This window comes from Aestuariivivens sp. NBU2969 (assembly GCF_019931125.1).
In the GTDB taxonomy this organism is placed as follows: domain Bacteria; phylum Bacteroidota; class Bacteroidia; order Flavobacteriales; family Flavobacteriaceae; genus Aestuariivivens; species Aestuariivivens marinum.
The window spans coordinates 56,763-69,653 of record NZ_JAIOUU010000006.1 but is presented as its reverse complement, the minus strand read 5'-3'; the positions used below and the strand labels follow the sequence as shown (position 1 = coordinate 69,653).

Sequence of the window (12,891 nt, the reverse complement as noted above, 5' to 3'; positions counted from 1 at the left end):
TATTAAATATCCTAACAATATCGAATTTGTACAATGACGAGCATCAGTTTTGCCTATTGATAACTAAAAAATCATAATAACTTTTTGCGCATAATTTATAGTTTATCTCTAAAGTTTTTTAGTAAACTATGGGAGATCAAATGATTTTAATCATTTTATATATAGGAGTGATATCATAAATTTAAATATTTGAAAAAACCTAATATGCTCAAATTAATCCAAATAGAAGCGTTCTTTGTTGAAATTGGCGAACTCACAAATTTTGCTAGAAGGTTTTTTAAAGAACTTATTAAAAAGCCCTTTGAATTTAATGAGTTTTTAAAACAATGTTACAATGTTGGAAACCGATCTTTTCTATTAGTTGGTATTACCGCTTTTATAATAGGTCTTGTAATTACATTACAGACAAGACCAACTCTTGAGGAGTTTGGGGCTGAATCATGGATGCCCTCTATGGTTAGCATATCGATTGTTAGGGAAATTGGCCCCGTAATTATTGCACTAACATTTGCTGGTCGAATTGCTTCTGGAATTGGAGCCGAATTAGGTTCCATGCGCGTAACAGAACAAATTGATGCCATGGAAGTCTCGGGAACTAACCCTTTTAATTTCCTTGTGGTTACTAGGGTGCTTGCCACTACATTTATGCTTCCTATATTAGTAATATTAGGTGACGCCATTGCGCTTTATGGCTCTTATATAGTAGAAAACCTAAAAGGTGATGTCTCCTTTCCGCTTTACTTTAACAAAGTTTTTAATGCTCTAGGGTTTGGTGATATAATTCCTGCTACGCTGAAGACCTATTTTTTTGGATTTGCCATTGGTTTGGTAGGGTGCTTCAAAGGTTATTATTGTAATAAAGGAACAGTTGGGGTTGGTTTGGCGGCAAATTCTGCAGTCGTATTTTCATCCATGCTTTTGTTTATTATAGACTTTATTGCGGTTTTTGTAACAGACATATTTTTTGAAATTTAAAAGATGACTCTAACACAAAACATACAAAAACGAAAAGCTTTAAACTATAAAAGGCCTATAATCGAAATTAAAAATTTAAAAAAGACATTTGGTAATCACACAGTTTTAAATGGATTTAACTTGTTACTTTTTGAAGGTGAAAACCTTGTAATAATGGGTAGGTCGGGCTCAGGAAAGTCTGTGATGATAAAATGTTTGGTAGGGCTAATGGAACCTGATTCTGGCAGTGTTAAAATAATGAACAAAGATATAGCTAAGCTGGATCAAGTAGATTTAGACGAATTACGAACCGAAATTGGTTTTCTATTTCAAGGAAGCGCACTTTACGATTCCATGACTGTAAGAGAAAATTTAGAATTCCCTTTAAGGCGACATAAACATAAGTTTGGTAAAATAACCGAAGCAAAACAACTCGTAACTGAAGTCCTAGAAAGTGTAGGTTTGGCCCATACCATAGACTTAATGCCAGCTGAACTTTCTGGTGGTATGCAACGACGAATCGCATTAGCGAGAGCTTTAATATTGAAACCTAAAATCATTCTGTACGACGAACCAACTAGTGGGCTGGATCCAATAACTGCTAAAGAAATTATTGAACTTATGAGACGTGTGCAGCAGCAATACAAAACATCGTCCCTTATAATAACTCATGATGTGGATTGTGCCCGAGTTGTTTCGGAGCGTATGATATTACTAATAGATGGCATCAATTATGCCGAGGGAACCTTTGACGTATTACAAGCATCAAATGATGCCAAGGTAAAAGCATTCTTTAAATAAATATATATATATCATGAAAAAAACATACAATCAAAAACTCTATTTAGGTCTCTTAGTTATAATAGGGCTAATTGTTTTTGTGGTAACCATTTACTTAATTGGTAATCGCCAAAATATGTTTGAAAAAACCTTTACTATTAGTGCTAATTTTAATAATGTAAATGGCCTTATGCACGGTAATAATGTGCGCTATTCTGGAATAAACATTGGTACGGTAAAGACTATTTCAATGATAAACGACTCAACAATTAATGTCACCATGACCATTGAAGAAAAAATGGTAGAGCATATTAAAAAAGATGCAATTGCAACCATAGGAACCGATGGTCTAGTAGGTAACATGATAGTAAATATTATCCCAGGAAAAGGGAATTCCGATATGATTTCATCTGGAGATGTCATTAAATCTTACACCAAAATTGGTACAAACGAAATGCTCAACACTTTAAATGTAACCAATGAAAATGCAGCCTTATTAACCGCAAAATTACTCAATATAGCAGATGCAATGGCAGATAGCAAAGGCACCTTTGGTATGCTTATTAATGATACCGTTGTATCCCATAACTTAAAGCAAACTGTTAATCAATTACGTATTATGAGCATCGAAGCCAACAAGTCCATGAAATCCCTTAACTCCATAATCAATACCATAAATTTTAATGAAAGTGTTGCCGGTATACTACTAAACGATTCCATTGAAGCGCAAAAAGTAAGAGTATTACTTACTAATCTCGAAGCTTCTTCAGAAGGGATTAAAATGGTAATAAACAATATAAATGAAACCATTACTGACTACAAAAATGGTAAAGGAGCAGTAGATTACCTATTTAAGGATGAAGATTTCGTAAGAAATCTAGAGCAATCCATTAAAAATATTAACGAAGGAACTGATAAGTTTAACCAAAACATGGAAGCTTTAAAGCATAATTTTTTAACAAAACGGTACTTTAAGAAGTTAGAGAGGCAAGAAAAAGAAAAGCAAACAAGTAATTAAATGATTTTTATAAAACCTGTAAATTAATAATGAAGTGGAACAAAGTTCTACATAAATTGGCGTTCTCTTCCTGTAACATCATCTATATCTATTTTAAAAACTACAGGTGTGCCTTCTTTATATATTTTACTGGAAAATTCACTTAAAAACTTTAAGTCTCTCCCCTCTTTCCATTTAATTAAACCTTTTACACCTTCTGTAAATTTATGCAAATTAATTTTGGCAGCACTTCCAATAAATTCATCGTAGACGCCATAAGCCACTACAGATCTCCAATTATTAACGGAATCTATTTCAGAAACTTCTAATGACACAGCACTATTAATACGCAAGGCCTTTATCTTATGGCCAATTCCCGAATAACCAATTATAGCATTAGCACTATTATCGTAAAAATATGTAATAGGCACTATGTAAGGGTGGTTGTTATAAATATATGCCAAATGCCCTATAAAATTATTTTGGAGCAATTGGTAACATTTAGATTTTCCTAATTTAAGAATCATTTCTACAACTGGTTAATTATGCAACTAATTTATTTGATACCATGAATTAAAAAAATGATATTAGTCAGTTTGATTGAAGTGTAATAAAAGTAACTTCTGGTCGCATACCCAACCTACCGGGAAAACCAATCCACCCCAATCCCCTGTTAACATACAAAAACTGCTCATTGTGTCTATATAAACCTACCCAATATTTATATTTATATTTTATGGGGCTCCAGGTAATATCCTTGTAATTAAGTCCAAGTTGCATACCATGTGTATGTCCAGAAAGTGTTAAGGCTATATCTGTTTTATCAATTACCTCATTTGGCCAATGACTAGGGTCGTGAGAAAGCAAAATTTTAAAGGGGATATGCTCTATAGCTTTCATAGATTCCTTTAAATCACCGTATTGTTTAAATGGTGGTTTCCCCAAATTTTCAACACCTATTACAGCTAATTTTTCATTGTTAAGTTCTACTATTTCAGATTCATTTAGTAACAACCTAAAACCAATATCCTCATAAAAACGTTTTATTTTAATAAAATTGTCTTTCTTTTCTTCTTTAGTATTCCATTCAGAATAATCACCATAATCATGGTTTCCAAGAACTGCATATTTTCCTTTACTCGCTAATAGTTTTTTAAATGTACTATTCCAACCTCTTAACTCCCATGCATAGTTATTAACCAAGTCACCCGTAAAAAAGATAAAATCAGGGTGCAAATTATTAATCAATTTAATGGCCTTTTGTAAAATCTCATATCGGTAATTGAACCCTCCAATATGCAAATCGGATATTTGTACAATTTTCAAACCTGCCAAGGCCTTTGGCAACTTTCTAAAATGTATGATATGGGTATGTACCTTAAAATGGTAAACAGATTTAAAAATAGCATATACAATTACAACAAAGGGTAATACCCCAGAGAATAAACCAACCAAAGGTACCACAATGGTCGACTCTTTTTCTGCTATAATATAGTTTCCAAAAAACAATATCGATATCATAATAACAAACAAAACCTTTGGTATAAACGATGAGACCGTAAGCCCATATAATGAGGAAACCAATAATTGTCTGCGCCTTGGATTAATGTCGTCCAAGGTAATCTTAAGAACAATTACTGCCGATATAAGACCTATAGTAAAACACCAAAACAATACATAGATAATACTTTTAAATGCTGGAGAAATTAGCAATCGTGTAATTTCCTGAAGCCAATAAAACGACAGTACATCTACCCCGACAATAGCTATACATAACAATATTATGGTAAACAGGGAGTAACTCCTCATAAACATTCATTTTAATTGTTTCCCTTTTAACCTCCGTTTATCCTTTAAAGCCCAATAAATCCCTTTAACATCTGAGGCCCATTTTTTATACATAAAAATTAAAGTAATCTCTTCAATTGTTTCCAAAACACCTACTATGATCATTGTATAAAACAAAATAGATTCAGGTCTAAAGAATAAAGACCATAAAATAAACAAGCTTTGTAGTACGGCCGATATTTTAGCCAGATAGGTATGAAAAGCTGTTGCCTTCCCATATTTCAAATAAGCCAAGATCATTTGAACCACATAAGGTATAAAGGCAATGAGTATTAATGTAAGGTTAGTTATAATAAAGTCGGTTTCAAAATAAAACAAACCAATAAGCCCTATAATAAGTGTTATTTGGTCCCCAAACGAATCCAATTGAGACCCTCTAGGACTTGTTAGATTAAACTTTCTCGCTAAATAACCATCAATGGCATCTGTTGAATAACTTACCAGTAAGAGCCAAGTGAAAACCAAACGACAATCCAACCACAATAAAACCAACAAGACTGGTGCTACCACTATTCGGTAGAACGAAAACCAATCGGCTATATTAAAGTTTTTGAACGTTAGCATCTATTCTGCTTTATTTTTTAATTCAACATTTATTTCCGGTATCTTAATAAGTTCTAAAGTCGCAGATGCTAGTGACACTTTACCTTTTGTTTTCTTTATGGCCTTATGGATTTCATCATATAACAAATGTTTGGTAGAGCGTCTCCTTTTATAATCAACGATATACCTTAAGTTAAATTGAATCCAGTTATCGGTTAATGAAATGGCTAATGTAGGATCAACCAAAGCATCTTCAATATAATACTTATTAACAACCGATTTCCATTGAGATTTAGACTTTGCTGTAAATTCCGAAAGGATATTTGAGGCTATCTTAATGATCAGCGATTTCGCGATCTCCTTATCGGACCCATAGGTAACCGGTAAATTAAGCTCATCCCATATAAAAGGAAAATCTTGGGAATAATTGTAAATAGGTCCTTTAAAAACAAAGGCATTACTTAATTTAACAATGCGCCCACTGTAATTATCACTACTTACCCATTGTCCAATTTCCATCATAGTCGTATAAATACTATCTACATCAATAACATCTCCCTTAATCCCATTGATTTCTATTCTAGCCCCAGGTTTATAGACTTTAACGATAAAAATATATAATGACCCTGCAATACTTAAAATCAGTTCCTGGAGTGTAATGGCAATTCCTGCGGTAAACAATCCAATGGCCAGTGTTAAGTCTTTAATATTACCCGAAAAATATGAGAAGGTCAACAATATTAAAATAACATAACCCAGTATCTCTATGCCCTTTTGAGATTTATACCTTGCTACTGTATCTGTTACTTGTTTTCTTAAAAACCTTCGTGCAAGTTGTATAAGGATTAAAACAAATACAACTAACAATAGATATTTTACAATACTATATGTAGTTGGGTGTTCAACAATCCATGTTTTAATTTTATCCATGTTAATTGTTTATAAATCTTCATACAATCTCAACCTATTGTGCAGCATCCTTATTTCTTGTCTTAAAGCATATACTTGCTCCAATAAATTATAAATGGCATCAATACCTTCAATATTTATATCTAAATCATAGTGTAACCTAACTATTTTTTCAACCTTTATTAATTCTTTATTATGAATAAAAAATGTGCCCTTATAAGCCTTTAATTCAATAAGTTGAAATTCTTCTAACCTATTAATAAAGGCTACAGGAATTTTATAATGCTTACAAACTAATTTTACTGGTATTAAATCTGTTCTTTCCATTATGATCGTAACGCTTGTAACTGTTCAATTAATTCTTTTTCCCTACTCGATAGATTAGTAGGTAATTTAATATGATAGGTTATTATTAAATCCCCGAATTGTGCCTCTTTTTTATATTTTGGAAAGCCTTTCCCTTTCAGTTTTACTTTAGTGCCATTTTGGGTCTGTGGTTTTATGTTGAGTTTTACTCTTCCAGTAAATGTCTCCATAGTAATCTCTCCTCCCAACAAGGCCGTATACAAATCTAAATCGACGGTAGTGTATAAATTTTCTTTATCCCTTTTGAATTTAGAATGGTTTATGATAGAAAATTGAATATACAAATCCCCATTGGGACCTCCATTAATACCTTTCCCACCATGTCCCTTAATTTTTATTACTTGCCCATTTTCAACACCCGCTGGAATGGTAATTCTAATGTTTTTGTTATTAAGGGTTAACGTGCGTTTATGTGATGTATATACATCTTTCAAGTTTAATTGTAATTCGGCATTTAAGTCCTGGCCCCTAAACTTAACTTGCCTACCTCCTGTTCGGGAATGCGAACCAGTAAACATATTTCTAAAAAAAGCTGAGAAATCTTCTTCAGAATACCCTTTGGAGTCACTTTGGTAATGTCCTTTATATGGCCCTTGATGCTTAGATTTTTCAAATTCATCTGCATGTTGCCAATGTTCACCATAGGCATCATATTTTCTTCGGTTATCCGGATTACCCAATACTTCATTGGCCTCATTAATTTCCTTAAATCTCTTTTCAGCATCTACATTATTTGGATTTAAGTCGGGATGGTATTTTCTTGCCAACTTCCTGTATGCTTTTTTAATATCATCCTCTGAAGCTGATTTAGATAAGCCAAGAATTTTATAATAATCTAAAAAAGGCATTTGTTTCTTTAATTATTCAGAAAGTTAACACCCTTATCGATGATATAAAATGATTTAAATCATTTGCCGTGGGTTAGTGACTATCCTGCCATCTTCCATCATAATTATTTTATCTGTTCGGTTAGCAAAATCTTCATCATGTGTCACAACTAACAAGGAAAGGCCTTCTTCTAAACTTAGTCTTTTAAATATATCGAAAACATTCTCAGAGTTGTAGCTATCTAAATTGCCTGTTGGTTCATCTCCCATAATTAAAGCAGGGTTATTAATTAGGGCTCTCGCTATTGCTACACGTTGTTTTTCTCCACCTGATATATGAGAAGCCTTTTTTTTAGCCAAATGATCTATATTTAACGTTCTTAATTTTTCGTAAGCGTCAAATTCAATTTCTTGAAGAGATTTTTCTGCCAATTTTTTTGCTGGAAGCATCACATTTTCCAATACTGTAAAGTCTGCTAATAAATAATGAAATTGAAATACAAACCCTATATGTTTATTTCTTATAAAGGATAAATAATCCCTACTTTGGTTTGTGATAAGCTCATCATTTAAAAGAAGTTCACCTTCATAGTCGGTATCCATTGTAGACAAAATGTATAACAAGGTGGACTTACCACATCCAGATTTTCCCATAATTGAAGTAAATTCTCCTTGTTTTATTTTAAAATTAATATCCTTTAAAACATGAAAAAGAACAGGTTTTTTAAAATACTTGTTTATATGTTTTGCCTCTAATACTGTGATCATCTTATTGGCCTCTAATAATTTTAACCGGATCTATTTTTCTAGCTCTTTTTGATGGCAAATAACCCGCTAAAAAAGTGGATAGCATTGCAAAGGAAAAACCAATAATAAAAAATAATGGATTCATATTTATTGGATAAGTTTCAATTGTTGGTAAAGCTTCTGTTTTAAATGGAATGGTGTCTATTAAACTAGCTAATCCAAAACCAATAATTAATCCTAATATACCGCCAACAAAACCAATAATCATCGCTTGGCTCATAAAGACAAACTGAACATCTCTACCAGAAAACCCAGTGGCCTTTAAAATGGCTATGTCATTCATCTTTTCATAGATAAGCATATTTAATATGTTATAAATACCAAATCCAGCCACTATAAGCAGGGTAATAGAAACAGCATAGGTAATAAGATTTCTTATAGTTGTACCTGTTTCAAATTGTGCATTGGCCGTTTTTATGTCAACTGCTTTTAAATTAAATTGCTTCTGTATTGTTTTTGACAAAGGAATGGCATTTTCAATATCGTATAGTTTCACATTGATATCGGTTAAATAATTATTGGGTCGACCTAAAATACGCTGTACGGTTTTAATATTTGCAAAACTTTGAATAGCGTCTACATCTGCAATACCACTTTGATAAAAACCAACTATTTTTAATGGAAAAACATCTCCCCCAATTGGACTAACCTGGACCCGATCGCCAATTTTTAATGACATTTTTTTTGCTATACCTATCCCTAGTAAAATTCCATTATCAGTATTTTTTAACGCCTCAGCCGAACCTTCAACAATATAATCTCCAATATTAAACAACCTTAGCTCTTCAATTGGATTTATTCCAGTTAGATTTCCACCCAATTCTATGGAACCAGCGATATAAAAAATTTGTGTCTTTATCTGTGGAATAGCTCCTCTAACCTGTTCGTTTTCATTTAAATAATGAATGATTGGAAGTGCATTATGAATATTTTTCTGATTTAACTTTGGTTTAATTGAATGTACAACATTAAAGTTGTCTTTAACTCCATAATACATTTCAACTGGTTGATTTTGAGAGGGTTCTATTTCGTTATATATGTGTATGTGCGGTGTTTGATTTAAAATTAAGTTATCCAGCATAGCATTCAACCCGGTCATAAAACACACCAAAGTTATATAGGAACCAATACCAAAAGTTACTCCTAATGCCGCAATTGATGTTTGCTTTATTTTTGTCAATAAATGTGTTTTCCCTATACTTAATATGAGCCTCCAATTGGTCATTGCTCTGGTTTATAAATATAAGTACTACCGGTTAATCCAGATTGCACCTCAACATACTCCATATTTTGTATTCCTAAGATAAGCGCAATTACTCCTTGGTTTGTTATTACCTTATTGCCGTTTATAAGGTATGCTTTTGGAATAGTTAACACACTGTCTTTTTTTGATATAACAATATTTGCCTCACCTGAAAGACCCGGATATAATACTTCGGGTCGCATTATAAAAACTGCCTCAACTTTAAAGGTTTGGTTGCGTAGGTCTTTTTCAGGGTAAATTTTTGACACCACTCCGTTAAAGACCTCTCCATGATATGCATCTAGATGAATTAAAACATTTTGGTCCACTTTAATTTTTACAATATCAACTTCATCAACTAACATTTCAACTAAAAAATCAGAAGCACTACCAATAGAAACGAGCGGATCCATACTATTTACAATTTCTCCAGGCTCTTTATAAAGAGCATATACTTTACCATTAATCTTGCTTTTTACAGTAAAATCTTTGGAACCAATTAATGCTGCTCTGTAATTGTTTTCCGATTGCTTGACCACAGTTTGCAATTCGTTTTTTGTTCTCTGATAATTATTTTTAAGTGTAAGTAGATTATTTGAAGCTAGATCATAATTAAGTTTTTTGGTGTCATAATCTATTTTAGATCCAATATTTTGTTCCCAAAGCTTTTTTTGCCTGAAATAATTTAATGAGTCGTTTTTATATTTAAGAACAGCTGTGTTAATTTGATCTTGAATTCCCTTTAAAACGGTTGCTTTTCCATTATAGTTTTCTCTTGCCAAATCCAGAGCAAGTTTAGCAGTTTGGGCATTGAGCTTAGGTGTACTGTTTATAATTTGAACAAGTGGATCTCCTATTGAAACCGCATCTCCCTCCTCAACCATATTGGCTTCCAAAATACCGGCTACTATGGCGTAAGCTTGATACATACTGTCTGGCTGAATAGTTACCGAAGAATAAACTGATTCGGTTAAAGATTTCATAACTGGAAGAATACCATCTCGTTTATTGGAACACGAGGCAATTAACGCAATCACACCTAATATTTGAAAAACCTTCATAATCAAAAGACTAACCTAGCTTGTAACAATATATATTCATTAAGATTGGTTGCATCAATAACCCCAACAATTCTTTCTTTACTTAAAACAGGTACAAATGTTTTATTTTCAACAAAAATGATATGATAAATTTTATGAAGACTATCTGTATCTTTCACGGTTTCAAATTTTGTTTTCATGACATCCTTTACCAATACATTTTCATTGGATTTATCAATTATATCTTTATGGTATAAAATCCCTTTAATTTTATGGTCCTCCAGTACAAGAAAGTTCGTTTCTGTCCCTGAAATGATTTTATTCACAACCAAATCTATAGAGTCTTCAGGTTTAAAAGTGGTTATGTTTATCATCATAGCCTCATCAACTGTATGACCCTTAAGTAATGCCATATGTTGAATAATTTGATTTTCACCATGTGCTCCCAAAAAAACAAACAGTGCAATAATGATTAAGAAAGGGTTATATAACAATCCTGTAAACAAAAAAAGAATTGCTATAAACTGTCCAATACTTGAGGCAATCTGTGTCGCTTTTACAGGAGCCAATTTAATGGCTAATAAAGCTCTTAAAATGCGTCCACCATCCATTGGAAAAGCCGGAATGAAATTAAATATAACTAAACCTAAATTAACCAAAAACAAATAAAACAGAAAGTTTTGAATTGTAAAACTCATTAATATCTCGAAAGTTTCGGTAAAATTTAACCTAACAAATTCATCTACCGGTACAATAAAATAGAGAATTACAACAATAAGAATATTTACTAAGGGCCCTGCTAGTGTTACCAAAAATTCTTGTTTTGGTGATTCTGGGATACGTTCTAAACTTGCCATACCTCCAATAGGCAACAGTACAATTTTTTTTGTACCAATACCAAAACGCTTTGCTGCTAAGGCATGTCCAAGTTCATGTAATACAACACATCCAAAAACAGCCAAGACCAATACTATATTAAAAAAAATGCTCTCGCTATTACCACCACGCTTTAATTCACTAAAAACAATCCATAAAATTAAAAAAAAGAATGTCCAATGCACTATTATTTTAATGCCGAAAACACTACCCAAATTTAGGTTTGCCTTCATTTAGAATCGTATTTAGTTCTTAATAACTTCTATTCTCCAGTTCATATTATCTGTATATACAGCGTAAATATTATTAGTAATTTGCTTTGAAGTTACTTTAGGAGGTATTAATAATTTTTTTTTGTCCAGAACTACATTTATTCCTTTGGGATTCAAATAATGTTCTATGTTTCCATCAATATCAATAACGGCTTCAAAATATTTATAGCGAATAACATTCTTTCCCAAAACATCGTTTTTTCCTAATTCCTCTTTAAGAACATGCAATGCAATAGCCTTGTTTTTAAAAAAGTTTGTTGCATTTAAAAATTGGGGCTCTATTACTGTTTTCCCCCTTTTATCGATGTATCCAAAGTAAGTGATACCGTCTGATTCTTTAGAAATCAAGCATAGACCATTTTTAAAAACAGGATATTTATACCCATCCATTTCTGTTGTAACCAAATCATTTCTAAAATCTATAACTATTTTACCTTCATTATTAATAAAACCCCATGAACCACCTTTCATAACGGCAATAAATCCTTCATTTATAGGCGCTATAAAATCCAGTTCTTCTAAAGTCTGTGGAAATACCATAAATGGACAAACCATAAGTAATAAGATTAGTTTTTTCATAACTTAATTCATTTGTAATAAATCAAATTTAGGATGATCTATACTTTTACAAAATGATATCGATCATAATAATAACAGTATTAGGTATGTTGCTGTATAACAGCAAGAATATCATTTTTTTGAAGCACACCAGATTGACGCCAAAGCAATTTACCTTTTTTAAAGAGCATCATGGTAGGTACGCCCCTAACTTTATATTTAGTGGCCAAGGGCAGGTTTTTGTCAATATCAATTTTTATTATTCTTATGTCTTTGGAGAGTTCTTGCTTCACCTCTTTTAAAATAGGCGCTAAAATCTTACAAGGCCCGCACCATTCAGCAAAAAAATCGATCAACACTAATTGACTTGAATTTATTATACTATTAAAACTACCCATAGTTTTATTTTTTTAATTCAAGATCTAATTTAGCCAATATAATTAACTCTGATTTGTTGATACCAGAAAATGCTGCTGCAACTGCATAGGCCGTTTTATTGATTAGTTTTTTAATACTAGGGGTAAACAAGTGCTTTTGGTCATTTTTATAATCTATAAAATCTCTAAAGCAAGAGGCAACTTCTAAATTGCCTTCTTTTTCTAACCAATCAAAGACTATTTCTATTTGATAAGCGGCATCCGTTCCAAAATCGTCTGTTATAGGGTCTAAATCCAACCATTGTTCCTTAACCAAGGTTTTAAGTTTATTGAATTCTACAACACGCACTTGCCGATCCGATGCTGCTACAGCATAAAATAGCTTGCCAAGATTTTGGTAAAATTTGTGAGTCATTTTCTTTATAGTTTCCATAATAATTAAAGTAAAATTCCATGCTAATAAAGTTAAATACTTGTAAGCTTTTTAAGAATGA

At 32.1% G+C, this 12,891-nt stretch carries 16 protein-coding genes; 3 read left to right on the top strand and 13 right to left on the bottom strand.

Annotation, left to right across the window (positions count from 1 at the left end; genetic code table 11):
- The first annotated feature begins 204 nt into the window (after nucleotides 1–204).
- From K7G79_RS06675 to K7G79_RS06665, 3 genes are read left to right on the top strand one after another with little or no spacing between them, the layout of a single operon-like run.
- The gene (locus K7G79_RS06675) at nucleotides 205–975 is read left to right on the top strand and encodes an ABC transporter permease (protein WP_223550373.1); all 771 of its coding nucleotides are present in this window, start codon (nucleotides 205–207) and stop codon (nucleotides 973–975) included.
- 3 nt (nucleotides 976–978) lie between these two features.
- Nucleotides 979–1,755 (top strand): ABC transporter ATP-binding protein, encoded by a 777-nt coding sequence (locus K7G79_RS06670; protein WP_223550371.1) that lies wholly within the window; start codon nucleotides 979–981, stop codon nucleotides 1,753–1,755.
- 13 nt (nucleotides 1,756–1,768) lie between these two features.
- Complete coding sequence (locus K7G79_RS06665) at nucleotides 1,769–2,752, top strand: MlaD family protein (protein ID WP_223550369.1); 984 nt, start codon at nucleotides 1,769–1,771, stop codon at nucleotides 2,750–2,752.
- 47 nt (nucleotides 2,753–2,799) lie between these two features.
- Here K7G79_RS06665 and K7G79_RS06660 read toward each other — a convergent pair whose 3' ends face one another.
- From K7G79_RS06660 to K7G79_RS06600, 13 genes are all read right to left on the bottom strand, one after another.
- A complete protein-coding gene (locus tag K7G79_RS06660; protein WP_223550367.1) occupies nucleotides 2,800–3,258 on the bottom strand; it encodes a pyridoxamine 5'-phosphate oxidase family protein in 459 nt (152 codons plus the stop codon).
- Nucleotides 3,259–3,322: 64 nt separating this feature from the next.
- Nucleotides 3,323–4,540, bottom strand: coding sequence for a metallophosphoesterase (locus K7G79_RS06655; RefSeq protein WP_223550365.1), 1,218 nt, complete (start codon nucleotides 4,538–4,540; stop codon nucleotides 3,323–3,325).
- Between the two features lie 6 nt (nucleotides 4,541–4,546).
- Nucleotides 4,547–5,143 (bottom strand): CDP-alcohol phosphatidyltransferase family protein, encoded by a 597-nt coding sequence (locus K7G79_RS06650; RefSeq protein WP_223550364.1) that lies wholly within the window; start codon nucleotides 5,141–5,143, stop codon nucleotides 4,547–4,549.
- Nucleotides 5,144–6,052, bottom strand: a complete 909-nt coding sequence (locus K7G79_RS06645; RefSeq protein ID WP_223550362.1) for a mechanosensitive ion channel family protein — start codon at nucleotides 6,050–6,052, stop codon at nucleotides 5,144–5,146.
- Nucleotides 6,053–6,061: 9 nt separating this feature from the next.
- Complete coding sequence (locus tag K7G79_RS06640) at nucleotides 6,062–6,358, bottom strand: chaperone modulator CbpM (RefSeq protein ID WP_223550360.1); 297 nt, start codon at nucleotides 6,356–6,358, stop codon at nucleotides 6,062–6,064.
- On the bottom strand, nucleotides 6,358–7,245 hold the full coding sequence (locus K7G79_RS06635; RefSeq protein ID WP_223550358.1) for a DnaJ C-terminal domain-containing protein: 888 nt from the start codon (nucleotides 7,243–7,245) through the stop codon (nucleotides 6,358–6,360). The genes K7G79_RS06640 and K7G79_RS06635 overlap by 1 nt, the downstream gene beginning before the upstream one ends.
- A gap of 54 nt (nucleotides 7,246–7,299) precedes the next feature.
- Complete coding sequence (locus K7G79_RS06630; protein ID WP_223550356.1) at nucleotides 7,300–7,992, bottom strand: ABC transporter ATP-binding protein; 693 nt, start codon at nucleotides 7,990–7,992, stop codon at nucleotides 7,300–7,302.
- Nucleotide 7,993: 1 nt separating this feature from the next.
- Complete coding sequence (locus K7G79_RS06625) at nucleotides 7,994–9,256, bottom strand: FtsX-like permease family protein (RefSeq protein WP_223550354.1); 1,263 nt, start codon at nucleotides 9,254–9,256, stop codon at nucleotides 7,994–7,996.
- Nucleotides 9,253–10,335, bottom strand: a complete 1,083-nt coding sequence (locus K7G79_RS06620) for an efflux RND transporter periplasmic adaptor subunit (protein WP_223550352.1) — start codon at nucleotides 10,333–10,335, stop codon at nucleotides 9,253–9,255. The genes K7G79_RS06625 and K7G79_RS06620 overlap by 4 nt, the downstream gene beginning before the upstream one ends.
- A 2-nt stretch (nucleotides 10,336–10,337) precedes the next feature.
- Entirely contained in the window at nucleotides 10,338–11,423 is a 1,086-nt protein-coding gene (locus K7G79_RS06615; protein WP_223550350.1) for a site-2 protease family protein, read from the bottom strand.
- Between the two features lie 12 nt (nucleotides 11,424–11,435).
- Nucleotides 11,436–12,041, bottom strand: a complete 606-nt coding sequence (locus K7G79_RS06610) for a WG repeat-containing protein (RefSeq protein WP_223550348.1) — start codon at nucleotides 12,039–12,041, stop codon at nucleotides 11,436–11,438.
- Nucleotides 12,042–12,121: 80 nt separating this feature from the next.
- Nucleotides 12,122–12,418 (bottom strand): thioredoxin, encoded by a 297-nt coding sequence (gene trxA, locus K7G79_RS06605; protein ID WP_223550347.1) that lies wholly within the window; start codon nucleotides 12,416–12,418, stop codon nucleotides 12,122–12,124.
- Between the two features lie 4 nt (nucleotides 12,419–12,422).
- Nucleotides 12,423–12,812 carry a hypothetical protein gene (locus K7G79_RS06600; protein ID WP_223550345.1) on the bottom strand — a complete coding sequence of 130 codons (390 nt, stop codon included), beginning with the start codon at nucleotides 12,810–12,812 and terminating at the stop codon, nucleotides 12,423–12,425.
- Between the last annotated feature and the right edge of the window lie 79 nt (nucleotides 12,813–12,891).

Bases quoted from the DNA above. Each gene is read 5' to 3' on its own strand.
- K7G79_RS06650 (WP_223550364.1), bottom strand. From the start codon at position 5,143: ATGCTAACGTTCAAAAACTTTAATATAGCCGATTGGTTTTCGTTCTAC.
- K7G79_RS06635 (WP_223550358.1), bottom strand. From the start codon at position 7,245: ATGCCTTTTTTAGATTATTATAAAATTCTTGGCTTATCTAAATCAGCT.
- K7G79_RS06675 (WP_223550373.1), top strand. From the start codon at position 205: ATGCTCAAATTAATCCAAATAGAAGCGTTCTTTGTTGAAATTGGCGAA.
- K7G79_RS06660 (WP_223550367.1), bottom strand. From the start codon at position 3,258: ATGATTCTTAAATTAGGAAAATCTAAATGTTACCAATTGCTCCAAAAT.
- K7G79_RS06610 (WP_223550348.1), bottom strand. From the start codon at position 12,041: ATGAAAAAACTAATCTTATTACTTATGGTTTGTCCATTTATGGTATTT.
- K7G79_RS06630 (WP_223550356.1), bottom strand. From the start codon at position 7,992: ATGATCACAGTATTAGAGGCAAAACATATAAACAAGTATTTTAAAAAA.
- K7G79_RS06600 (WP_223550345.1), bottom strand. From the start codon at position 12,812: ATGACTCACAAATTTTACCAAAATCTTGGCAAGCTATTTTATGCTGTA.
- K7G79_RS06670 (WP_223550371.1), top strand. From the start codon at position 979: ATGACTCTAACACAAAACATACAAAAACGAAAAGCTTTAAACTATAAA.
- K7G79_RS06620 (WP_223550352.1), bottom strand. From the start codon at position 10,335: ATGAAGGTTTTTCAAATATTAGGTGTGATTGCGTTAATTGCCTCGTGT.
- trxA (WP_223550347.1), bottom strand. From the start codon at position 12,418: ATGGGTAGTTTTAATAGTATAATAAATTCAAGTCAATTAGTGTTGATC.
- K7G79_RS06655 (WP_223550365.1), bottom strand. From the start codon at position 4,540: ATGAGGAGTTACTCCCTGTTTACCATAATATTGTTATGTATAGCTATT.
- K7G79_RS06645 (WP_223550362.1), bottom strand. From the start codon at position 6,052: ATGGATAAAATTAAAACATGGATTGTTGAACACCCAACTACATATAGT.
- K7G79_RS06615 (WP_223550350.1), bottom strand. From the start codon at position 11,423: ATGAAGGCAAACCTAAATTTGGGTAGTGTTTTCGGCATTAAAATAATA.
- K7G79_RS06665 (WP_223550369.1), top strand. From the start codon at position 1,769: ATGAAAAAAACATACAATCAAAAACTCTATTTAGGTCTCTTAGTTATA.
- K7G79_RS06625 (WP_223550354.1), bottom strand. From the start codon at position 9,256: ATGACCAATTGGAGGCTCATATTAAGTATAGGGAAAACACATTTATTG.
- K7G79_RS06640 (WP_223550360.1), bottom strand. From the start codon at position 6,358: ATGGAAAGAACAGATTTAATACCAGTAAAATTAGTTTGTAAGCATTAT.